Origin of the sequence: Enterobacter sp. 301B (assembly GCF_003850715.1) — a bacterium.
GTDB classification, from domain to species: domain Bacteria; phylum Pseudomonadota; class Gammaproteobacteria; order Enterobacterales; family Enterobacteriaceae; genus Enterobacter; species Enterobacter intestinihominis.
In genome coordinates, this window is sequence record NZ_PQTC01000010.1 from 1 (window position 1) to 23,320 (window position 23,320).

Sequence of the window (23,320 nt, forward strand, 5' to 3'; positions counted from 1 at the left end):
TGATTACATCGAAATGTTTTATAACAGTAAGCGTCGGCATGGTTCCAGCGATCAGATGTCACCGACAGAATATGAAAACCAGTATTATCAACGGCTAGGAAGTGTCTAGATTATCCGTGGCGATTCAAACAGCCATGATGACAAAAGATCTGCTGGCGCGCGGTTACGCTGAACAGCGTCTGAAACGTTCCAAAAGCCGCTATACCCTGACTGCCAGTCAGTCTCTTCCAGCAGGTCTGGGACAGTTCTATGCAAGTGCGTCATTACAGAATTACTGGAACAGTAAGGATACCGATAAACAATTCCAGGTCGGTTACAGTAATAGCTGGAATTCAGTTACTTACGGATTAAATGTCAACCGGACATACACCTGGTACGGCAAAAGCGATACCAGCTGGCTTCTGTCCCTCAGCTTCCCTCTCGGTACTGCCGGAGATACACACGTTCCATCCGCGCGTCTGGAAACAGGGCGCAACAATGATGGTTCATGGTCTGAGGCGGCCTCCCTGTCCGGAACTGCCGGCGAAGACAACCAGTACAGCTATGGGGTAACAGCCCGCAATACCAGCGGCGCAACCGGCAGCAGCCTGTATGTTAACGGGCAGTGGCGGACACCATATACCTATCTTAATGCCAGCAGCAGCGTTGGTAATCACTACCAGAGCCAGTCATTTGGTGCGAATGGATCCGTGCTCCTGCATTCCGCTGGCGCAACCCTCAGTCCTTACACCTCAGATACCTGGGCGTTGATTGAAGCCAGAGGAGCCGAAGGTGCCCGGGTTTCCTCTTACCCTGGTATCCGCATTGATAATGCCGGTTATGCCGCAGTGCCTTATCTGAATGCATATGAACTGAATGAAGTGGCCATCGATCCAAAGGATGCGACAAACAATGTCGGTTTTGAGAGCACGTCACGTAAGGTGGCCCCCTACGCCGGTGCTATTGTAAAGGTTAAATATAATACGCAAACAGGGGTCCCCGTACTGATTTCTGCCCGATGGAAAGGAGAACCAGTCCCCTTCGGCGCTGATGTCAGCAGTGAGAAGGGTAATTATATTGCGATCGTCGGCCAGGCCGGGCAGATATTTGTTCGCCTTGAGCCAGGCACTCATATTCTCAAACTGAAGGCCGGTAATCAGGGGGAGTGCAAAATGAAAGTCATCGTTTCCGAAGAAGATTCAGCAATTAATATGAAGAAAGAGGTCCTGGAATGTTACTGAATGCGGTAGGGTTTCTGTCACGCAGTAGCATTAAAATGCTACTCGCTATTTTAATGTTCATCATGGTGCATTTCCCGTCGGTGGCCTTGGCAGCGCCTGTTTGTGATGACACGAATATTGGCCACATAGAGATAGTATTGCCTGGTAGTATTTCACCCGGAGTGGATTTGCCGCCGTTGACCCCTGTGATATATAATTATGCCAATTTGGTTAATAATTATGACACTTATAATTGTCATGTAACCAGTGGAGACCAAGAAGTTTATTTTCTATATGTTTTTCTAGAGCCATTGAGTTCATATGGTAGCTATTATTTTTTAAATTCCGGGACTTCAGGGTTTTACAGTGTCGTTGCATTGAATGCTCCGGCATTTGGGGTTGGATTCATGAATCCTCTCGCTTCACCACCAGGGATGGCGGTGACTACAATTAATAAAGTAATCATTTCCGATACCGGTGTAACCGCTGGCTATGCTTTGGGTGCGTATTCTATAGTATTAGTTAACAACTCCTTATTACAGCCAGGATTTTTATCGGGGAATGACCTGCCTACCTTCGGCATATATGGCATGATTTATAAGAATAATGGAACCCCCTATAACGGAAAGAAAATAACGATGGGATCTGTATCTTTTAGCGGCTCAGTGAATATTATTCCGTTTACATGCCAGACACCTGATGTGGCCGTGCCGATGGGAAACTATAAAACGACAGATTTCACCGGTGTGGGAAGTACCAGCCAATGGGTGGATTTCAACATTGAATTAGATAACTGCCCGGGGAATTATCCAGGATATTTTCAGGCAAAAAACCAAATGAGTTTATTGATTAATCCCGTTTATGGCAATCCGACCCCTGATTCATTCAGTCTCAAAGCAGGTACTGGCAGCGCAACGGGGATAGATATGCAGATCCGAAAGCAAAATGATAACAGCTTGATAACAATGGGAACAGGTTTTGACCCTCTGGGCCCCGTAACCGGGAATACGGGAGTTACGCAATTACGCATCCCTCTGCAGGCCAGATATATACAGTCAGGCGGGCAGGTGACTCCTGGTTTGGCGGAGTCAGCGCTAACGTTCACAATAAATTATTATTAGTATGATAAATAATAATTTTTCTCTCATCCATTGAAATTAAAGAGTCGATATGACCAGGCAGGAATGGCTTTTGCAACTAAGACGATGTACTTCAAAAGATACGTTAGAAAAAGTGATAGATAAAAACACCTATTCTCTTTCCAGTGATGAGCTGGAGACATTTAACTCTGCGGTCGATCATCGACTGGCCGAACTGACAATGGGGAAACTTTACGACAAGGTACCTCCGGACGTGTGGAAATTTGTGAAATAAAATGCGGGCGTGGCAGGTAGCACAGCGCCTTCGTGACGTTAAGTTATGTCAAACCTGACGGCTGGAAGAGGAGTAACCTTCTCGTCGTCAGGTGGGCTGAATGCTCCATGCACGTTAAATTTTATGACGTTATTGGCCATCCGCAGATAATCACTAGAAAGGTAACAGGATGGCTGAGATGATCATATTTTTAGCAATTTTCATGTGTCTATCCCTGATCTCATCGACATTTCCGCGCTAACGTTTCACCAAATCGATTGCTGCTTAAAATTAATGAGATTCAGAAAGGTTTTGTGAAGCGTGTTTTTCTCAAAAAATGACATAAACGGATTAAGTGAGTTTTGTCCGTAGCTATTTAAAAAGAACTCACTTTTCTTTTTCATCAATCCAGGCAATCAAATCGGCGAGCCTCTTCTCAGAAACTACGGCTATACCATGTTTGGAGAGTAGCGATGCAGCGACACCCATTCCTGACTTACGCTGGCCGCTGAATGAACCGTCATAGATAAATTGACTACCGCATGTTGGGCTGTCGTCGGTTAATAGCGCCGCGGTACAATCTGACTCCTGAGCGGTACGAAGCGCTAATCTGGCGGCGAGCTGATATTGTTCAGTGACATCCTGCCCATTAATTTCAATTATTCTGACCTGCGCCAGCAATGTATCTTTAATTTCAGCAGAAATAATTTCAGCCGGAGGACGGGGCACTGATAAACCGGCGGCCAGTTCTGGACAGAAGATCACAAGGCGTCCTTCTTTCTGCCAGCGCTGCAACTGATCTGACATCTGTGCTTTCTCGCTTCCGTCATAACGTACTTTGAGTCCCGTCAGGCATGCACTTACCAGTATTTTATTGATCATCGTTATCTAATATGACGTAACCCGTATAGCTGTATGTTAACACATTACTTGTATATATCTGTCTCTTAGCGGGGGAATGCTGCGCTGTATCTTTAGACTGATTGAGAAAAAGCATGATCGTAAACGCCGAATGGCGGTATACCCCCAAGGCTATACCGCCAGCGCCATATTATCGCGCCATTAACGCAAACACCCCCCAGCCAAAGTACTCCCGCGAGTACGTCACATGACGTTCAGGCGCTGTCGTCAGCTCCGCCCGAACCTCCTGCGCGAAGTCATCTTCTGGGTTTTCCTCCAGCCAGCGACGCATGGTCATCCATTTTGCGGCTTCGTACCTGTCCCAGCCTTCCTGGTCTGCCAGCACCATTTCAACCAGGTCATAGCCCTGTTGATCGAAAGACGCAACCAGACCGGGCAGAGTGAGAAAGTCTGCAATCGACGAGACGCCGCACGCCTGGGCTGTCTCCTCCGTCGCGGGTACCTGACGCCAGTACGGTTCGCCAATGAGCATTATTCCCCCGGGCTTGAGGCTTTTTGCCAGCAGATCCATCGTCCCGGCTACGCCACCCGCAATCCAGGTTGCGCCAACGCAGGCCGCCACGTCACATTTTTCATTCGCGACATAGCCAGCCGCGTCGTTATGAATGAAATGGACGCGTTCGCTGACGCCGAGTTCCTCTGCGCGCCGCGTGGCCTGCGCGGTGAAGAGCGGGCTCATGTCGATGCCGGTACCGGTGATACCGTAATCACGTGCCCAGGTGCAAAGCATCTCTCCCGAGCCGCTGCCAAGATCGAGAATGCGTGTGCCTCGCTTCATGCGTAACACGCGACCCAGCGTCGCGTACTTCTCTTGCGTAAAGGGGTTATGAATGCGGTGTTCGCTTTCGCTAACAGTAAAAATACGTGGGATATCCATCATCCTCTCCTTAACGGTTATCGGGCTGGGCGCGGACGTTATTCAGCCCGGTAGTGTTAATGCGGTAGGGCTGACCGTTAACGGATTTGATCAGCTTTTTGGTTTTGAGCTTTTTGAAAACGGCGAGCGTGCAGTCAGCCAGCAGTAGCCCTTCGCGGCTATAGCATTCAACGGCGGTGACGCGGCCGGAGGTATTGCGGACGTGCACAATACGGCCACCTTTGGCGAGAACGTGTAAGGTACGTTGTTCCTGACGGGATAAATTCATACTGGAAAACCTGTTTAATCATCATGTGCAAAACGTGCAAACACACAGCGGTGTCCGCATTCGATTTCGGCGCATTGATAATCAGTCCGGCCTGGAAAGGTCGGTAAGCTGATTATCGGATGATTACATTCTCCAGCATCAAAGCCTCGGGTTGAGTTGAAAGGTATTTACGGGGTGAATGATAACACCTGATTTTTATAAGTGAATACCCAGGGGTGAAAAACGTGATCACGGTTGGCATCGGGTTGAGGAGAGGGAATCATTCCAGGCCGCTCTTAATTTTGCTGTCGACCTGAGGCTGTGGTTTGCTGAAAAGATATCCCTGCACAAGCTCACAACCCAGAGCCTGAAGCCGCTCAAGCTGCTCTTCGGTCTCAACGCCCTCGGCTATAACGCCCATATTAAGGCTCTTAGCCATACCGGTAATAAGCTTCACAATATTAAGCGCATCTTCTTGTGTAGATATCGGATTGACAAAAGATTTATCGATCTTGATTTTATCAAAATTCAGTTCGCTTAGTCTGGAGAGCGACGAATAACCCGTGCCAAAATCATCAATGGAAATTCTTACGCCCAGTGCGCGGAGTTTTTTCAGAATCGCAATGGGGTTATTTCTGTCACTAAAGAGGGATGACTCCGTGACCTCTAACTCAAGACGGTTAGCCGGGAGCCCGGTCTCAGCCAGAACGGTCTGCACCGTATTAATAAATGATTTACTGCCTAATTGAACAGGCGAGACGTTTACGGAGATCCTGGCCGGAACAGCCCAGGAGACCGCTTCCCTACAGGCCAGTTTAAGTACGGTTTTACCTATCTCGTTGATCATGCCTGTTTTTTCAGCGGCGAAAATAAAGCTATCCGGGGAAAGCATTCCCTTGACGGGGTGCATCCAGCGAATAAGCGCTTCATAGCCGTAAATTTCCTTGCTGACGGAATTCACAATAGGCTGGTAATAAACAATAAATTCATTGTTTTCTATCGCCCTTGCCATATCATTTTCAAGCGTTCTGCTCTCCTGCAACTTCTGAAGCATTCGCTGACGGAAAACTTTAATCTGCTGTGAGCCTGCCTTTTTGGCTTCATAGAGCGCCAGATCGGCGAACTTATAAAGATAATCAGCACGTCGTTCATTATCTGATAAAACAATACCCACGCAGGTGGCAATTTTTATAAGCTGGTTATTAATCGTATAGGGTTTACTGATATTCTCGCTGATTTCTCTAGCGCGCAAAACGGCTTCGCTTTCGTTTAACCCGCTGGCTAAAAAAGCAAACTCGTCTCCGCCTAAACGGTAAAATCTGTCTGAAATATTGCTCATGGCGGTCAATCGCCTGGATACCTGACGTAACAGTAAATCGCCAGCATCATGACCATAGGTATCGTTGACCTCTTTGAATCGGTCTAAATCAAATAACATTACCGTAACGGGAACATGATTTTCTTCGGCCTCAAGATTGAGTTTGCTGAGGTCATCCCAGAAGTACAGACGGTTTTTCATGCCAGTGAGGGAATCATGGTAAACGTCATACTCTAGTTTTGAATTCTGAATCTGTAGGGTCTCCTTGGATAACTGGAGTTCTTCTGCAAGACTTTCAACCTGCCTGTGCGCTTTAAGGATGTTTTTATTTTGATAGATCGTTAAAAAACCCAGGATAATACTCAGAATGATCAGCAGTAAAGAGAGGGCTGAGTAAATATAATACAGGATCTGTATTTTATGGTTGCTACTGTTAATCGTGCTAATGTCTTTCGTTAACGCGCTTGATGAAAGCTGACTGAGTGGAGCATCCAGCAAATGCATGGTATGAAGGTATGTTTTTACATCCGAATGGCTCATTTTTTCGAGGTTAGCATCCAGATACGTAAGGATTTTATCAAGGCTTAACGCGAGGTCATGATGTGCCTGAACGTTTTTAATGTAATGCCCTAAATCCCCCTCCTTAAACAGATCATTCTGGCTTAGCATAATTTCCAGCCGCATCCTGACCTGGTCTATCGTAACGTCATCGGAATCGGTTGCGTACAGACCAAGCCATGATTCAAAGCGGTAATATTCGGATACCAGTTGGGCGACAGACCATGACTCCGTGTAATGAGTCAGTTTTTGGAGCTCCTGCTGTCGATCGTAAACAAGAAAAGCAATATATCCAGTGGTGATAAAAAGAGAAAAAATGATACCAACCAGTATCCTGTTCATTATGTTCTCCTGAACTGCTATTCAATCTTCATTTTGCTGACCTGCCATGCCGATCGCGAGTAATATATCTGATTATTTAATTCAGGAAGACTGTCGTAGGGATATACAATGAATGCCGGCCCTTTATCTCGGATGCGCATATATTCACCATTAACCTTCAAAGCGAGTATGGCATTATATTTTTTAAAGTCGCTGAGCGGGATGGCTGTCGCGTAATCATTAAGCGCTATAACATTGACCACGTTACCCTTTGCGCCAATATAATCCATGAGTTTGCTCATTGGAACACCCTCAAACTTTGTGCGGCCATTATACCAGGGGGATGATGTCTGAAAGCTCACCATACCGAGTTTTTCAAGGCTGGCGATATCAAACACGGCTTTTCCACTTTCATTCGTGTTCTCGATATTACCGTAAATCGTTAAAATGGGTTTACCAGCAGGTTTTGGCAACTCACCAGCCAGGGTGACGCTTTGCACTAAAAAGCAGCACAGCATTAGGATAAATCGCATTTCAGCCTCCACGTTTTAACATAAGTATAAGAATTATAATTTAGTTATCCTACTAGTTTATATATTTTATCTCTCCCCACGTTTATCCATCATAATCAGGATGTAAAAACGCCGTCAGTCGGCAGCCACCCGAGCGATGCTTAACCTTCTTACCGCAGACGCATGACAAGGAACCGTCCATCATGAAAAAAGATAGCTATGCCTTTTTAATTCCACTCATCGTTGGCGGGTTAACGTTGATATTTGGCTTTGTTGTCTGGTCAATCGAGATTTATCGCGTGACATTTCTTACGGCCCTGGGGGAACAGTATCTTGCGGCTGTCTCATTGTTGCTGCCGCTGGTGGCGATGGTGATGTTCGCCGCGAAGAGGGCGTTTAAAGACAAAACCCTTGTTGACGTTGTCAAACTTTACCTCGGCCTCATCATCTTCAGCCTGCCGGTTGCCATTTTTGTCATCTTTACCGCGGCCTGGCTACTGAACGGAGAATACTCTGCCTGGAGCCAACCTTACCGGTATGAATCCGGCAGCAGAAATAGCTGTTCGGGGGCGGAAGTCTATGAGCCGGAACTCAAGAGAGAGATCCGCATCTGTTATCCTCAGGGATATTATTTAATCGATGGCACCCTGTACGTGGAAAAGCGGAGTAATTCGCTGGGTATGGTGGTGCTTTGGGCGATCGCGCGATCCTGAACCTCAGGCTCGAATAACCCCTTTAGCCCGCCTCCAGCATCCCAAAGCTGACAATCCGCGAGCGGCCCAGCTCTTTCGCCCGGTACAACGCGACGTCCGCCGCGCGCAGCAGATTATCGCTCTGGGCGTGCTGCGGATAGCTGGCGATCCCGATCGACACATCCACCGGGCCAATCTCCGAAAGCCCGTAGCGCAGCGAAAGCGCATGCACGCCGTTGTAGATCTCCGTTGCAGCGGCGTGCGCTGCTTCCTCATCTGCACCGGTAAGAAGCACCAAAAACTCTTCACCCCCATAGCGGAAGGCCAGCCCGCTATCGTGTACCGCCCGTTGAATAATGGCTGCCACGCTTTTGATCACCAGATCGCCGGCCTCATGACCAAAGCGGTCATTAATGCTCTTGAAGTGATCGATATCGATCATCAGGCAGCTTACCGGCTCCTCGTTACGCACGGCCTGCTTCATTTGAGTACGTAACGTATCTTCCAGATGGTGGCGGTTACGCAGCCCCGTCAAGGGATCGAACAGGGCTTTTTCCAGCAGCGCATCGCGCAGCCGCTGGTTGGCCAGCGCCAGTCCCAGCGCCTCGGCCATCAGTTCCAGATAGGCGCGGGACGGCGCGGTTTCAGGCGTGATGTTCTGGAATGAGAGCAATCCAATCGCCTCGCCCTGAGCAATCAGGGGAACGCACAGCGATTGCTGCGCCTGTGATTCGGGCAGATGATAACAGCCGATATCCGGCTCGCCGTTCACTGGCGGATGGCTTTGACCACGCCGGACGGCCCAGCATTCGTCAGGATGGAACGGCTTTTTATCCCCTTCTGGCGATAGCCATTCGGCCGTACAGCGCATCTGCCACGGCTCGCGTTCCAGAATATACAGACGCCCTGAAACCCCCGGCGCAATATTGGGTGCAAACAGCTCCGCCACATTCATCACGTCGGCAAAGTTTTCACAGCCCTGCAACCGCTGGGTCATTCGCGCCAGCAGTTCGCGGATGGCCCAGTCAGCATCGCGCTCTTTTTCCAGCCGCTGCCTTGCCAGCCCGTTCTCACGGAAGATGCGGATGGCCTGCGCCATATCACCGATTTCATCAACCTGGGTAAAGTTCGGCGTTTCGACGGCGTAATCCTGCGATGCAAGACGATGAACTACGTCACTCAGACGCACCACCGGACGGAGTACGCGGCGCTTGAGGATGAAAACCATCACAAACAGGAAGAGCAGGGCGGTCAGGCCGACCATCACCTCAGAGGCCGTTCGAAGCGTTTTGGACGTTTTGGTTGCGGCCTGCACGTCGGCAATAATGCGCTTGTCCAGCAGCATGCGAAAGCGTTCGATAGTGTTGTGTGCCCGTTCGAGTTCCAGCTCATAGCTCTTACCAAACAGCAGCGAAACGGCCTGCTGTTCCTCGCCACGGGTGATGCCGTCAATGGCTGCCTGCTGTTCATCCTGGAGATCGTCTACAATTTTCAGTCCGTCGTACAGCAGCGCCAACTCTTCGCCCGATGCCCCCGTATTTTTGAGCTGTCGCAGCGTGTGTTCGATATTCTTCAGCTCGGCTTCTTTCGCCTGATATTTCTCAAGCACCTCGGGCTCTTTTTGGATGACGTAAAGCCGCGCCAGATCGGAGAGCATCCAGGTGTCTGTCTCGATCTCCTCCGTCAGCTGATCGAAGACCTGGCGTTGTTTAACGGCTTCACGTTCGATGTTATCGGCGTGGGAAGCCATCAGCATGACGATGCCGGAAGCAATGGTCAGGCACACCGTGACACCATAAGCCCAGTTCGTGATCGTGGCGATTCGCACCTGTTGGATCCTTCTACGACAAATGTGGAAGAGCGTTCATTTCAGATTATAGAAAACCTCTGATTTATCGCGAAAAAAAAGGCGGCACAGGGCCGCCTCACAGAACGCGTTTCTTTATAGATCCGGAGAATTTCTCCCCTCTTCGATAAAGTCTGCGTCCAGCTCCTCGGCGTTGCCTGCGTGGTCGCGGCCGGAGAAGAGGTTCCAGCAGGCGATAAACAGAGCGGCAATCAGCGGCCCAATCACAAAGCCGTTAATGCCATACAGCTCCATACCGCCGAGCGTGGTAATCAGTATCAGGTAGTCCGGCATTTTGGTGTCTTTGCCCACCAGCAGCGGACGCAACAGGTTGTCCACCAGCCCGACGATAATGACGAAGAAGCCCACAATGAACAGACCCTGCCACAGCTGGTGAGTGGCAAACAGGAAGATGGCGGCGGGAACCCAGACGATGGCCGACCCAACGGCAGGCACCAGGGAGAGAAATGCCATCAGTGCGCCCCACAATACGCTGCCGTCAATACCGACAATAGCAAAGGCGATACCACCGAGCGTGCCCTGAACCACCGCCACGACCGCCGTGCCTTTTACCGTGGCGCGCGACACGCCGACAAACTTAGCGAACAGGTGCTGTTTGACGAAGTCAGACAGCGGCAGCGAGTCGAGGATCTGGCGCACCAGGTACGGCCCGTCTTTCAGCAAGAAAAACAGCAGATACAGCATAATGCCAAAGCTGATGGCAAAGCCGAACGTCCCTTTCCCAATCAGGAACGCGCTGCCCGCCAGATACTGCCCGCCCTGTAACGCGACATCGGAGAGTTTTTTCTGGATCTGCGCGGCGTTGGTCAGGTTGTGATCCGCCAGGAAGCCGCTGGCCCAGTCCGGCAGGCGGTTGAAGATACCAGCGATCACTTCCGGGAACTGCGTGTTGTTCTGTTGCAGCCTGGTGTAAACCATGTTCAGTTCCACCGCGAGCGAGGAAAGGATCACCATCAACGGAATAAACACGATCAGGCAGATAATGCCGAGTGTGAGGAGTGAAGCCAGCCCGTTGCGATCGCCCAGCGCGGTACGCAGTTTGTTTTTCACCGGGTTGAAAATGATGGTCAGGATCGCGGCCCACAGAATCGCCGAGAAATAGGGAGACAGCACGTCAAAGAAGGCCCAGGTTACAAGGGCCAGGATGAGAATAAAGAAACCTTTGGTCAGTCCGTTAAATCGCATAGTGAGTCCTGGTGAAGAAGAAACTGTGTCGACTATAGAACTGATTTAAGGATTTACCAATAATTGCGCTGAAGTCGCGCCGGGTGGCTTTTTGTTAACAATCGCGGTATAACACTCCTTCTTTGGATGTTTAGATGTCCATACGTTTAGAAGGTAACATGCAAACACAACAAGAAAACGGGCAACTTAAGCGCACCATGAAAACCCGCCACCTGATTATGCTCTCGCTGGGTGGCGTTATCGGCACAGGGTTATTCTTCAATACCGGATATATCATCTCGACAACCGGCGCGGCGGGCACGCTGCTGGCATATCTTATCGGTGCGCTGGTGGTCTGGCTGGTCATGCAATGCCTGGGCGAACTTTCCGTGGCGATGCCGGAAACCGGCGCGTTTCACGTCTATGCCGCCCGCTATCTCGGCCCGGCGACGGGGTATACCGTGGCGTGGCTCTACTGGCTTACGTGGACAGTGGCGCTGGGATCGAGCTTTACCGCGGCCGGGTTCTGCATGCAGTACTGGTTCCCACAGGTTCCCGTCTGGACGTGGTGCGTTGTCTTTTGCGCTGTGATTTTTGGTCTTAACGTGATTTCCACGCGCTTTTTCGCGGAAGGGGAATTCTGGTTCTCGCTGGTCAAGGTTATCACCATCGTCGCCTTTATTATTCTCGGCGGCGCGGCCATCTTTGGCTTTATCCCGATGGCGGACGGCTCTGCCGCGCCGGGACTAAGCAACATTACCGCCGAAGGCTGGTTCCCACACGGTGGCCTGCCGATCCTGATGACCATGGTGGCGGTCAACTTTGCCTTCTCAGGAACGGAGCTTATCGGCATCGCGGCAGGGGAAACGGAAAACCCACACAAGGTTATTCCGGTTGCTATTCGCACCACCATCGCCCGGCTCATCATCTTCTTTATTGGCACCGTGTTTGTGCTGGCGGCGTTGATCCCGATGCAGCAGGCTGGCGTGGAGAAAAGTCCGTTCGTGCTGGTGTTTGAAAAGGTCGGCATTCCGTATGCGGCGGATATCTTTAACTTCGTGATCCTGACGGCGATCCTCTCGGCGGCGAACTCGGGTCTGTACGCCTCTGGCCGTATGCTTTGGTCTCTGTCTAACGAGAAAACGCTGCCGCGCTGCTTTGCCCGCGTCAACAAAAACGGCGTGCCGCTGACGGCGCTTTCTGTTTCCATGCTGGGCGGCGTGCTGGCGTTGTTCTCCAGCGTGGTCGCGCCGGATACGGTGTTTGTGGCCCTGTCAGCCATTTCCGGTTTTGCGGTGGTGGCGGTGTGGATTAGCATTTGCGCGTCGCACTTCGTGTTTCGTCGCCGTCACGTGCAGTCCGGCCAGCCGCTATCCGCGTTGCAGTATCGCGCGCCATGGTATCCGCTGGTGCCCGTGCTTGGCTTTATCCTCTGTCTGGTGGCCTGCGTCGGCCTGTGGTTTGACCCCAGCCAGCGTATTGCCCTTTATTGCGGGCTTCCGTTTGTCGCCCTGTGTTATGGTGCGTACTACCTGACCCGAAATCTGACCACGCAGGAGCCTGAACATGTCGCAGAATAATCCGCTTACCGCCCTCCTTGAAAAACAGCCGTTTGTCGTGCTGGATGGGGCGATGGCAACGGAGCTGGAAGCGCGCGGTTGTAACCTTGCCGACAGTCTCTGGTCGGCTAAAGTGCTGATGGAAAATCCGGAGCTGATCCGCGACGTACACCTCGACTACTACCGCGCGGGTGCACAGGTGGCGATCACCGCCAGCTATCAGGCGACACCCGCAGGCTTTGCCGCTCGCGGACTGGACGAGTCGCAATCCCGGACGCTGATCGGCAAAAGCGTAGAACTGGCACGCAAAGCGCGCGAAGCGTACCTGGCAGAGAATGCGCAGGCGGGCACGCTGCTGGTGGCGGGATCTGTGGGCCCTTACGGCGCGTATCTGGCCGATGGTTCCGAGTATCGCGGCGATTATGTGCGTAGCGCTGAAGAATTTACCGCCTTCCACCGCCCGCGTGTAGAGGCGCTGTTGGATGCGGGCGCGGACCTCCTGGCCTGTGAAACGCTGCCTTCGTTCACTGAGATTAAGGCGCTGGCGGCGTTGCTGACGGCGTATCCGCGCGCCCGGGCATGGTTCTCATTTACCCTGCGTGACAGCGAGCACCTGAGCGACGGAACGCCGCTGCGGGATGTTGTTTCTGCGCTGGAAAGCTACCCGCAGGTTGTCGCGCTGGGGATTAACTGTATCGCGCTGGAAAACACCACGGCGGCGCTGACGCATCTGCACAGCCTGACGTCGCTGCCCCTGGTGGTCTATCCGAACTCCGGCGAGCATTACGATGCGGTGAGTAAAACCTGGCATCACCACGGTGAAACGTGCGAGACGCTGGCGGGGTATTTACCGCAGTGGCTGGAAGCAGGCGCGAAGCTGATTGGCGGCTGCTGTCGGACCACGCCGCAGGATATTGCTGCGCTGACGGTTCAGCGCTGAGGCCTTTGCCGGGTGGCGGCTGCGCCTTACCCGGCCCACAAATTGCACGAACCGTAGGCCGGGTAAGCGCAGCGCCACCCGGCGAAACAACCGTACAAAATTCACTATCCTTTCCCGCTTTTTTTCTAAAAACGAATCGTCATTAGCGATTCTTTTTTATTCCTTTATCAAAAATCCCACGCCGGAAATACTGCCCTTATAACAACAAGGGGAGCAGACGGTATGGCAATTTCATCGCGAATCACGTTACTTGGTGCACTGGCGCTGTGGGTATTTCAGGCGCAGGCGGTGGACGTCACCGTGGCGTATCAGACTTCTGCGGAACCGGCGAAAGTCGCGCAGGCGGATAACACCTTCGCCAAAGCGAGCGGGGCGAACGTCGACTGGCGCAAGTTCGACAGCGGCGCGGCAATTGTGCGGGCGTTAGCCTCGGGCGACGTGCAGATTGGCAACCTGGGTTCCAGCCCGCTGGCCGTTGCCGCCAGCCAGCAGGTGCCGATTGAAGTCTTCCTGCTGGCATCGCAGCTCGGAAATTCCGAAGCGCTGGTGGTGAAGAAAAGCATCACGAAACCCGAAGATTTGATTGGCAAACGCATCGCGGTGCCGTTTATCTCCACCACGCATTACAGCCTGCTGGCAGCGCTGAAACACTGGGGCATTAAGCCGGGCCAGGTGCAGATCATCAACCTGCAACCTCCAGCGATTATTGCCGCCTGGCAGCGTGGCGACATTGACGGAGCATACGTCTGGGCGCCCGCCGTCAACGAGCTGGAAAAAGACGGCACCGTGCTGACCGACTCCGAAAAAGTGGGGCAATGGGGGGCGCCAACACTTGATGTCTGGGTCGTTCGTAAGGACTTTGCCGAAAAACACCCTGAAGTGGTGAAAGCCTTCGCCAAAAGCGCCATCGAGGCCCAGCAGCCTTACATCAGCAACCCGGATGAATGGCTGAAACAGCCCGCCAACCTGGAGAAACTCTCACGTCTGAGCGGCGTGCCGGAAGCTGACGTGCCGGGGCTGGTGAAAGGCAACACCTATCTGACACCTGCGCAGCAGGTCCAGCAGCTGAACGGGCCGGTGAGCAAAGCGATTGTCGACACTGCGACGTTCCTGAAAGAGCAGGGCAAAGTGCCTGCGGTGGCAGCGGATTACAGCCGGTTCGTGACCGACCGCTTTGTGAAATAAGGGGGCTGCGATGCTGAACATTACAAACCTGTCTGCCGATTACGGCGGCAAACCCGCCCTGAAAGAGATCAACCTGACGCTGGACAGCGGTGAACTGCTGGTCGTACTGGGGCCGTCCGGCTGCGGGAAAACGACGCTGCTGAACCTGATCGCCGGGTTTGTACCGTATCAGCACGGCACGATCCAACTCGAAGGAAAACGGGTAACGGGGCCGGGCGCAGAGCGCGGCGTGGTCTTCCAGAACGAAGGGCTACTTCCGTGGCGAAACGTGCAGGAAAACGTTGCGTTTGGTCTGCAACTGGCCGGCGTAGCGCGTGAACAGCGTCTGAATACGGCGCGCGACATGTTGAAAAAGGTCGGGCTGGAGGGGGCTGAAAAACGCTTTATCTGGCAGCTTTCAGGCGGGCAGCGTCAGCGCGTCGGGATCGCCCGCGCGCTGGCGGCTAACCCTCAGCTGCTGTTGCTGGACGAACCTTTCGGGGCGCTGGATGCCTTTACCCGTGAGCAGATGCAAACCCTGCTGCTGCGCCTGTGGCACGAAACCGGCAAGCAGGTGCTGTTAATCACCCACGATATCGAAGAGGCCGTGTTTATGGCGACGGAGCTGGTGCTGCTCTCACCGGGACCGGGACGCGTGCTGGAGCGTCTGCCGCTTGAGTTTGCCCGGCGCTATGTGGCGGGAGAGCCAGTACGCAGCATTAAATCAGACCCGCTATTTATCGAAAAACGGGAATACATCCTGAGCCGTGTGTTTGAACAGCGGGAGGCGTTCTCATGAGCATTGTCTTCAGTGAAAAAACGCGGCGGACGCGCCGTGCCTTACGCTGGCCGTTCTCTCGCCAGCTCACCTTAAGCGTCAGCACGCTGGTGGTGTTGCTGGCGGTATGGTGGGCGGTTGCCGCGCAGCAGTGGATCAGCCCGCTGTTTCTGCCCCCGCCAGGCCAGGTTCTGGAAAAACTGATCGCCATCGCCGGACCGCAGGGCTTTATGGATGCCACCCTCTGGCAGCATTTAGGCGCCAGCCTGACGCGTATTCTGGTGGCGCTGCTGGCGGCGGTCATTATTGGCGTTCCGGTGGGGATTGCGATGGGACTGAGCCCGACGGTGCGCGGCATTCTCGACCCGCTGATAGAGCTTTACCGTCCCGTACCGCCGCTGGCTTATCTGCCCCTGATGGTGATCTGGTTTGGCATCGGCGAGACGTCAAAGATCTTACTGATATATCTGGCTATTTTTGCGCCGGTAGCAATGTCGGCCCTGGCTGGCGTAAAGAGTGCGCAGCAGGTACGCATACGTGCGGCGCAGTCGCTCGGCGCCAGCCGCGCGCAGGTACTGCTGTTCGTCATTTTACCAGGTGCGCTGCCGGAGATATTGACCGGGTTGCGCATCGGCCTTGGGGTGGGCTGGTCAACGCTGGTGGCGGCAGAGCTGATTGCCGCCACGCGCGGCCTTGGGTTTATGGTGCAGTCGGCGGGAGAGTTCCTGGCGACTGACGTGGTACTGGCAGGGATCGCGGTCATCGCCGCGATCGCCTTTGGATTAGAACTGGGACTGCGCACGCTACAGCGTCGCCTGACGCCCTGGCATGGAGAAATACAATGAGTGAACGTCTGACGATTATCCCGTTGGGGCCGTACATTGGCGCGCAGGTGTCGGGCCTGGACGTAACCCGTCCGCTGAGCGATAACCAGTTTGAGCAGCTGTACCACGCGGTGCTGCGCCATCAGGTGGTGTTCCTGCGCGATCAGGCCATCACCCCGCAACAGCAGCGCGCGCTGGCCCTGCGTTTTGGCGACCTGCATATCCACCCGGTCTACCCGCATGCGGAAGGGGTGGAGGAAATTATCGTGCTGGACACTCATAACGATAACCCGCCCGATAATGACAACTGGCACACGGACGTTACCTTTATCGACACACCGCCAGCCGGGGCGATTCTGGCAGCAAAACTACTGCCAGAGACCGGCGGCGATACGCTGTGGGCGAGCGGCATTGCGGCGTTTGAGGCGCTCTCCGCGCCGTTCCAGACCTTGCTAAGTGGCCTGCGGGCGGAGCATGATTTTAAAAAATCGTTCCAGGAGTATAAGTACCGTAAAACGGAAGAGGAGCACCAGCGCTGGCTGGATGCGGTCGCAAAACATCCGCCGCTGTTGCACCCGGTGGTGCGTACCCATCCGGTGACCGGCAAGCAGGCGCTGTTTGTGAACGAAGGGTTTACCTCGCGCATTGTGGACGTAACGGAAAAAGAGAGCGAGGCGTTGCTCAGTTTCCTGTTTGCGCATATCACGAAGCCGGAGTTTCAGGTGCGCTGGCGCTGGCAGGAGAACGATCTGGCGATCTGGGATAACCGCGTCACGCAGCATTACGCCAATGCGGATTACCTGCCGCAGCGAAGGATTATGCAGCGGGCGACGATTTTGGGGGATAAGCCGTTCTACCGTGCGGTTTGAGCCCCTCACCCTAACCCTCTCCCCAAAGGGGCGAGGGGACTGACCGGTGCGGTTTTCACCCTCTCCCTTTTAGGGAGAGGGCAGGGGTGAGGGTATTAAGTGCGCCTCTATATACCGCTGATAGCGGTTCGTCTTCAGATAACACAGATCCACCAGCACCAGCCCGTCGATACAGTTATTGAACGCCGGATCGCTGCCGAAATCGATAAACTGCACGCCGCCTGGCTCGCATAGCTCGGAATATTGTTTATAAAGCGGCGGAATACCGCAGCCCAGATTGCCGAGCAGGGATTTGAGCTTTGTCAGGTCATCCACGTAATCCACCCCGCTAAATTGCGCCAGCACGTCCGGGAGTGACGCCGGGTAGGGTTGACGCGAGGCGGCTAACGGGTGGCTGGCCGGAAACCAGAGACGATAAAACGCGACCAGCAGATCCCGGGCGGCAGGCGGTAAGCCGCCGGAGATGGACACCGGACCAAACAGGTAACGGTAATGTGGATAGCGCGCCAGATAGGCGCCAATGCCTGACCACAGGTAGTCCAGACCGCGACGTCCCCAGTAGCGCGGCTGTATAAAGCTGCGCCCCAGCTCAATGCCGTGCTCCAGTATGTCCTGCATTTTTTCGTCGTAGTGGAACAGGCTGTAACTGTACAATCCCTCGACGCCGCACTTTTCCACCTGCATGGCCGTTGGCATAAAGCGGTACGCGCCGACAATCTCGAGGTCATCATCATCCCACAGAATAAGGTGCAGATAGTCATCATCGTAGCTGTCGGTATCCCGGCGCTTTCCGCTGCCTTCCTCCACGGCGCGAAAGGCAATCTCGCGCAGTCGCCCCAGCTCGCGCAGCAGAGGCGCCTCTTCCTGCCCGTTGCGCTGCCACAAATAGATGGTTTTACCATCGCTGGTTTTGCCCAGACATTCGGCCTGCGCCAGCTCCCGCTTCAGCGTGGCCCTGTCTTCCGGGCGGGCAATGGCGCACTGGGTTTTAAAGACGCCAGGCAATCCCTTGCCAAGTCGTATCACGTGCTGACGGCACTGCTCGGCCATCTCACGCGATGAAAGGGTAGAGCTAAACCGATCATTCCAGGCAATCTGCTGGCCGATTTTGATCGGCAGCTGGCTGTGGCGGCGGCGAAACATCTGTTGCATCAGCAGCAGCAGGGATACCGTCGGCGATACCAGGGTGCTGGCATAAAACAGCAGGCTGTTGTGGGCCTGAATATGTACCGGTAGCAGCGGTACCCGTAGTTTGCTGGCCAGCTTGATAAAGCCCGGATGCCACTTTTTATCGCGGATGCCTTTACGCGTTGGGCGGGAGACTTCGCCCGCCGGGAAGAAGATCAGCACGCCGGCGTTTTGCAGGTGCTGCTCCATCTGCACCAGAGATGATTTTGCGGTTCTGCCGCCCATATTGTCCACGGGGATAAACAACGAGCTGAGGGGCTCAAGGTGAGACAGCATCCGGTTGGTGACAACCTTGACGTCCCGGCGCACGCGCGAAACGGCATACAGTAGCGCCAGCCCATCCAGGGTGCCCGTCGGGTGGTTCGCTATCACAATGAGTGGGCCGTGTTCGGGGATTTGTTCGAGGTCTCGGGCGGAAATGGTGCAGAGAATATCAAGGTGTTCCAGAACCTGCTCTACCATATCCAGCCCTTTCAGGTGACGGTGGCTGGCGGCAAACTGCTGAAATTCGTCTTCGTGGAGCAGTCTTTTTAACAGACTTTTTTGCCAGGGTGCGGGCCTCGCCTGAGGCCAAAGGTCATCAAGAACGCTGTCGAGACTAAACATTGATCACTCCTCCTGCCGTCTTGCCCAGACAGTAGAAGGAGGAGATGTCGGTTGTATTGCAGTTTAGTGAAGATTCGCGCAGAGAGTAGGCCGGGTATGGCGAAGCCACCCGGCGCTAAAGCGGATTAACGCAGAATTTTCTTCTCAGCCAGATCCAGCGCGAAGTAGCTGAAGATCAGATCCGCGCCCGCGCGTTTGATCGCCCCCAGGCTTTCGAGGATCACTTTCTCTTCGTCGATGGCACCCGCCTGCGCGGCGAATTTGATCATCGCGTACTCGCCGCTCACCTGGTATGCGCCCAGAGGCAGTTCGGTGCGTTCGCGAATGTCGCGCAGGATATCCAGATACGCGCCGGCCGGTTTCACCATCAGACAGTCTGCGCCCTGTGCTTCATCGAGCAGAGATTCACGAATCGCTTCGCGGCGGTTCAGCGGGTTCATCTGATAGGTTTTACGATCGCCTTTCAGCGCCGTGCCCGCTGCTTCACGGAACGGGCCGTAGAAGGAGGAGGCGAATTTGGTGGAGTAGGACATGATGGCGGTGTCGGTAAAGCCTGCCGCATCCAGCGCATGACGAATAGCCTGAACCTGACCATCCATTGCCGCAGAAGGTGCAATAAAATCCGCACCCGCGGCGGCGGCAACCACCGCCTGCTTGCCCAGATTCAGCAGGGTCGCATCGTTGTCCACGCCGTGATCGCACAGCACACCGCAGTGGCCATGAGAGGTGTATTCGCAGAAGCAGGTATCGGACATGACGATCATCTCCGGCACACTCTCTTTGCAGATGCGCGACATGCGTGCCACGAGACCGTCTTCTTTCCATGCATCACTGCCGGTTGCGTCAGTGTGGTGGGAGATACCGAACGTCATCACCGAGCGGATGCCCGCATTCGCAATGCGTTCGATCTCGCGGGCCAGATGCTTTTCAGGAATGCGCATCACGCCCGGCATCGCGTCGATGGCTTTGTAGTCATCGATCTCTTCTTCAACAAAAATCGGCAACACCAGATCGTTTAAGGTCAGTGTTGTCTCTTCAAACATGGCGCGCAGTGCGGGTGACTTGCGCAGGCGACGGGGACGAGCAATTAAATCGGTCATGGTATGCCTGATGTTTGTGGAACAAAGAGGCTTAGTGTACCTGAAAGCGGAGAGTGGTGTTTTACTAAAGTTGTCTTTTAGATTTTCGAAATCGATTAATATACGCTACATGTATTTTGTATATATTATAAATCTTATTATGGTGTCCAGAGTGGTATGTGATATTGGTGAGGCTTCTATATTGGTTTGGGATTATAAATATAAATGATTTATTGCTTTTTATTATATGTGTCGAAGCAACTAAAGTAGTTTGCAATCAGTTGAATTTATAATATTTATTCATAATGATTGATATTGTCCTGGGTTTATAAGCTTATTTGTCTGAATACGGACTTAATGGAATCATTCATTGAACCTTTTCGAAGTGAAACTGCATAATTCCTTCCGCAATTAAACGTTGCCAAATGATTTGATGGACAAACTTGCTTACGTCCCTGAGGAGGGATGACCCAATGCAAACATGGAAAAAGAAACTGGTTGTATCACAACTTGCATTAGCCTGCACACTGGCTATCGCTTCTCAGGCCAATGCGAAAGATATATCCGGCACGACATATAATACTTTTGGATATGACAATGCTGCGTCCACGCCCTGGTATTATGGTTATGCTGACTGGGATTATTCAGATGCCACACATGATGGTGACATTTATCCAGTCATCAATAAATCAACCGTAAACGGAGTTATTTCGACATACTATCTGGATGATGGTGTCAATGGCCGTGCGAACGCGTTGAGTATTTCTAACAGCACCATTAACGGCATGATCACGTCAGAGTGTATGACCACGACGTGTGCAGAAGGCGTGGATACTGACGGCACTACGCATACCCAGTACGATCGTTTTAGCCTGACTGTTGATAACTCCACCATCAACGATACCTACGAGCATTATGCGTATGATGTCGTTAATGGCGATACCACTGAAACGCATTATCTGGACACCTATGGTCTGGGTAACGCCATCACCCTGGATGTTGAGTCTGATATCGTTATTCAGAACAATTCCCACATCGCGGGCATCACGCTGACGCAGGGTTATCAGGAGCTTGATAACACGCCATACGACGGTGTTGAAGGCGTTGCTAACAGCAGCAATATCTTTACCGATACGCTGGTGGTGAAAGACTCTGTGCTGACCTCTGGCGCATACAGCGATCTGGGTACCAGCGGCTTCTACGGTCAAACGGCGAAGCCAAGCGACTACGGTGAAACCAACGCCACGGCTGCGGATGATGCGGCGCTGATCGTTGCTGCCAGTGCGTCTGATAACGCCATGCAGACCACCGCTACCTTCGATCACTCTACCGTTACGGGTGACATTCTTTTCTCCAGCACCTTTGATAACAACTTCTACGAGAATGGCGATCCGGCAACGGATACCACAGAAGATGGCGTCTATAACCCAACCACCAACGGCTGGGATGGTACCGATAAACTGGATGTCACGCTGACCAACGGCAGTAAGTGGGTGGGTGCAGCGCAGTCCAGCGTTGAAGCTATCGGCACTGCGCAGATGTATGGCCAGGGCTACAGCAACGTAGACTGGCACGCATTGTCCCCGAATAGCATCTGGCCTGATTCTACCTTTGACAGCAACGGTCACGTTGCCGGTGAAGAGGTGTATCAGAGCGGCCTGTTCAACGTGGCGCTGGATAACGGTTCCGAGTGGGATACCCGCAAGATCTCCAACATCGATGCACTGACGGTGAACAACCAGTCTCAGGTCAATGTTGAAAACTCCGGCCTGCTGGCAGATTCCATCACCCTGACCAATGCTTCAACCTTGAATATTGGCGACAGCGGTGCCGTGGCAACCGACAGTCTGTATCTGGATAGCTACAGCCGTGCGGCACTGACTGAAGAGACGGCAGAACTGTATGCCAACACCATTACTGTAGACAACGGTGCAGAGCTGGCGCTGGGTCTGGGTCAGGTTGATACGCACAATATGGTGCTGACCGATGGCGGTGTGCTCAACGTTGCCAGCCGCGATTATGTGCTGAACAGCGACCTGAACAACGCACGCTATATCACCAACGATAGCCATAAAGCGGACTACGACTATGGTGTTGTCGCGCTGAACTCTGACGGCCATCTGGCGGTGAACGGTGACGTTGCCGGTAACTATAAAGTGCGCATCGACGATGCGACCGGTGCAGGCTCCGTAGCTGACTACAAAAACAAAGAGATCATTCGCGTCTATGACAATAACGCGGATACCGCTGCCAGCTTTACTGCGGCAAACAAAGCTGATTTAGGTGCATACACCTATCAGGCGCAGCAGAAGGGTGACACCGTTGTTCTCCAGCAGGAAGAGCTGACTGACTACGCCAACATGGCGCTGAGCATTCCTTCTGCTAATACCAACATCTGGAATCTGCAACAGGATACCGTGGGTACCCGTCTGACCAACAGCCGTCATGGCCTGGCAGATAACGGCGGCGCATGGGTGAGCTATTTTGGCGGCAACTTTGACGCGGATAATAGCACCGTTAGCTACGATCAGGACGTAAGCGGCATTATGGTGGGTCTGGATACTCAGATCGACGGTAATAACGCGAAGTGGATTGTCGGTGGTGCGGCTGGTTTCGCGAAGGGTGATATCAGCGATCGTACTGGTCAGGTCGATCAGGACAGCCAGACTGCGATGATCTACGCGTCGGCGAAGTTCATGAACGACATCTTCCTCGACAGCTCCATGAGCTACACCCGCTTCAACAACGACCTCTCTGCTACCATGAGCAACGGTCAGTATGTTGACGGTAATACCACGACTGACGCCGTTGGTTTCGGGATGAAACTGGGCTATGACTGGAAACCAAACCTGTCTGGCTACGTCACGCCTTACGCGGCGATCTCTGGCCTGTTCCAGTCCGGTGATGACTATCAGTTAAGCAACGACATGCGTATCGATGGCCAGTCTTACGACAGTATGCGTTATGAGCTCGGCGTGGATGCAGGTTATACCTTCAACTACGGTGGCGAGCAGGCATTAACCCCTTACTTCAAGCTGGCTTACGTGTATGACGATGCCGACAACAATGCTGATATCAACAATGACAGCATTGACAACGGCGTGGAAGGCTCTGCGGTTCGCGTGGGACTGGGCACTCAGTTCAGCTTCACGAAAAACTTCAGTGCTTACACTGATGCGACTTATCTGGGCGGCGGTGACGTTGACCAGAACTGGGGAGCAAACCTGGGTGTGAAATATACCTGGTAAGAAAAAAACGCGGGGGATTTTGCCCCCGCTTTTTTA

21 protein-coding genes are annotated in these 23,320 nt (G+C 53.1%); 12 read left to right on the forward strand and 9 right to left on the reverse strand.

All coding sequences use genetic code 11. From position 1 onward, the window contains the following. The 4 genes from C3451_RS12615 to hha all read left to right on the forward strand — a co-directional run. Nucleotides 1-109, forward strand: a 109-nt coding sequence (locus C3451_RS12615) for an IS3 family transposase (protein ID WP_131023897.1), incomplete at its 5' end; no start/stop codon positions are given. A 25-nt stretch (nt 110-134) separates the two neighbouring features. Then, nucleotides 135-1,220, forward strand: coding sequence for a fimbria/pilus outer membrane usher protein (locus C3451_RS12620; protein ID WP_192894886.1), 1,086 nt, complete (start codon nt 135-137; stop codon nt 1,218-1,220). Beyond that, nucleotides 1,211-2,320, forward strand: coding sequence for a fimbrial protein (locus C3451_RS12625; protein ID WP_124304320.1), 1,110 nt, complete (start codon nt 1,211-1,213; stop codon nt 2,318-2,320). Before C3451_RS12620 ends, C3451_RS12625 begins: the two co-directional genes overlap by 10 nt. A 49-nt stretch (nt 2,321-2,369) precedes the next feature. Further along, nucleotides 2,370-2,573 carry a hemolysin expression modulator Hha gene (gene hha / locus C3451_RS12630; RefSeq protein WP_045621051.1) on the forward strand — a complete coding sequence of 68 codons (204 nt, stop codon included), beginning with the start codon at nt 2,370-2,372 and terminating at the stop codon, nt 2,571-2,573. Nucleotides 2,574-2,939: 366 nt separating this feature from the next. Here hha and C3451_RS12635 read toward each other — a convergent pair whose 3' ends face one another. The 5 genes from C3451_RS12635 to C3451_RS12655 all read right to left on the reverse strand — a co-directional run bounded on the left by C3451_RS12635 (nt 2,940) and on the right by C3451_RS12655 (nt 7,327). Next, nucleotides 2,940-3,434: a DUF523 domain-containing protein gene (locus C3451_RS12635; protein WP_045621052.1), complete on the reverse strand. Its 495-nt coding sequence runs from the start codon at nt 3,432-3,434 to the stop codon at nt 2,940-2,942. A gap of 169 nt (nt 3,435-3,603) precedes the next feature. Then, entirely contained in the window at nt 3,604-4,350 is a 747-nt protein-coding gene (locus tag C3451_RS12640; RefSeq protein WP_023305547.1) for a class I SAM-dependent methyltransferase, read from the reverse strand. A gap of 10 nt (nt 4,351-4,360) precedes the next feature. Continuing rightward, nucleotides 4,361-4,618 (reverse strand): YjhX family toxin, encoded by a 258-nt coding sequence (locus tag C3451_RS12645; RefSeq protein WP_022647185.1) that lies wholly within the window; start codon nt 4,616-4,618, stop codon nt 4,361-4,363. Nucleotides 4,619-4,877: 259 nt separating this feature from the next. Continuing rightward, nucleotides 4,878-6,815 (reverse strand): bifunctional diguanylate cyclase/phosphodiesterase, encoded by a 1,938-nt coding sequence (locus tag C3451_RS12650; protein WP_124304321.1) that lies wholly within the window; start codon nt 6,813-6,815, stop codon nt 4,878-4,880. Nucleotides 6,816-6,832: 17 nt separating this feature from the next. Beyond that, nucleotides 6,833-7,327: a molybdopterin-dependent oxidoreductase gene (locus tag C3451_RS12655; RefSeq protein ID WP_045621053.1), complete on the reverse strand. Its 495-nt coding sequence runs from the start codon at nt 7,325-7,327 to the stop codon at nt 6,833-6,835. Nucleotides 7,328-7,509: 182 nt separating this feature from the next. Between C3451_RS12655 and C3451_RS12660 the strand changes: the two genes are divergently transcribed. Next, the gene (locus C3451_RS12660) at nt 7,510-8,019 is read left to right on the forward strand and encodes a hypothetical protein (protein ID WP_045621054.1); all 510 of its coding nucleotides are present in this window, start codon (nt 7,510-7,512) and stop codon (nt 8,017-8,019) included. A 22-nt stretch (nt 8,020-8,041) separates the two neighbouring features. On the opposite strand, the gene C3451_RS12665 is transcribed toward C3451_RS12660, so the two are convergent. Then, nucleotides 8,042-9,826, reverse strand: a complete 1,785-nt coding sequence (locus C3451_RS12665; protein ID WP_045621055.1) for a diguanylate cyclase — start codon at nt 9,824-9,826, stop codon at nt 8,042-8,044. 114 nt (nt 9,827-9,940) lie between these two features. Next, nucleotides 9,941-11,050, reverse strand: a complete 1,110-nt coding sequence (locus C3451_RS12670; RefSeq protein WP_022647190.1) for an AI-2E family transporter — start codon at nt 11,048-11,050, stop codon at nt 9,941-9,943. Nucleotides 11,051-11,208: 158 nt separating this feature from the next. Between C3451_RS12670 and mmuP the strand changes: the two genes are divergently transcribed. The 6 genes from mmuP to tauD all read left to right on the forward strand — a co-directional run bounded on the left by mmuP (nt 11,209) and on the right by tauD (nt 17,163). Next, nucleotides 11,209-12,609, forward strand: coding sequence for an S-methylmethionine permease (gene mmuP, locus C3451_RS12675; RefSeq protein WP_023305550.1), 1,401 nt, complete (start codon nt 11,209-11,211; stop codon nt 12,607-12,609). Next, a complete protein-coding gene (gene mmuM, locus C3451_RS12680; protein ID WP_045308923.1) occupies nt 12,596-13,528 on the forward strand; it encodes a homocysteine S-methyltransferase in 933 nt (310 codons plus the stop codon). The genes mmuP and mmuM overlap by 14 nt, the downstream gene beginning before the upstream one ends. A 222-nt stretch (nt 13,529-13,750) precedes the next feature. After that, nucleotides 13,751-14,713: a taurine ABC transporter substrate-binding protein gene (tauA, locus tag C3451_RS12685; RefSeq protein WP_045621056.1), complete on the forward strand. Its 963-nt coding sequence runs from the start codon at nt 13,751-13,753 to the stop codon at nt 14,711-14,713. A 10-nt stretch (nt 14,714-14,723) separates the two neighbouring features. Continuing rightward, nucleotides 14,724-15,491: a taurine ABC transporter ATP-binding subunit gene (gene tauB, locus C3451_RS12690; protein ID WP_022647194.1), complete on the forward strand. Its 768-nt coding sequence runs from the start codon at nt 14,724-14,726 to the stop codon at nt 15,489-15,491. Continuing rightward, complete coding sequence (tauC, locus tag C3451_RS12695; RefSeq protein ID WP_022647195.1) at nt 15,488-16,315, forward strand: taurine ABC transporter permease TauC; 828 nt, start codon at nt 15,488-15,490, stop codon at nt 16,313-16,315. The genes tauB and tauC overlap by 4 nt, the downstream gene beginning before the upstream one ends. Continuing rightward, nucleotides 16,312-17,163 carry a taurine dioxygenase gene (gene tauD / locus C3451_RS12700; protein WP_022647196.1) on the forward strand — a complete coding sequence of 284 codons (852 nt, stop codon included), beginning with the start codon at nt 16,312-16,314 and terminating at the stop codon, nt 17,161-17,163. The genes tauC and tauD overlap by 4 nt, the downstream gene beginning before the upstream one ends. Before the next feature lie 69 nt (nt 17,164-17,232). Here the strand turns inward: tauD and C3451_RS12705 are convergent, their stop codons facing one another. Further along, nucleotides 17,233-18,957, reverse strand: coding sequence for a lysophospholipid acyltransferase family protein (locus tag C3451_RS12705; RefSeq protein ID WP_045621058.1), 1,725 nt, complete (start codon nt 18,955-18,957; stop codon nt 17,233-17,235). A 125-nt stretch (nt 18,958-19,082) separates the two neighbouring features. Then, entirely contained in the window at nt 19,083-20,057 is a 975-nt protein-coding gene (gene hemB / locus C3451_RS12710) for a porphobilinogen synthase (RefSeq protein WP_003859169.1), read from the reverse strand. 452 nt (nt 20,058-20,509) lie between these two features. On the opposite strand from hemB, the gene C3451_RS12720 reads away from it, so the two are divergent. Then, nucleotides 20,510-23,284, forward strand: a complete 2,775-nt coding sequence (locus C3451_RS12720) for an autotransporter outer membrane beta-barrel domain-containing protein (RefSeq protein WP_063139311.1) — start codon at nt 20,510-20,512, stop codon at nt 23,282-23,284. The last annotated feature ends 36 nt before the right edge of the window (nt 23,285-23,320 follow it).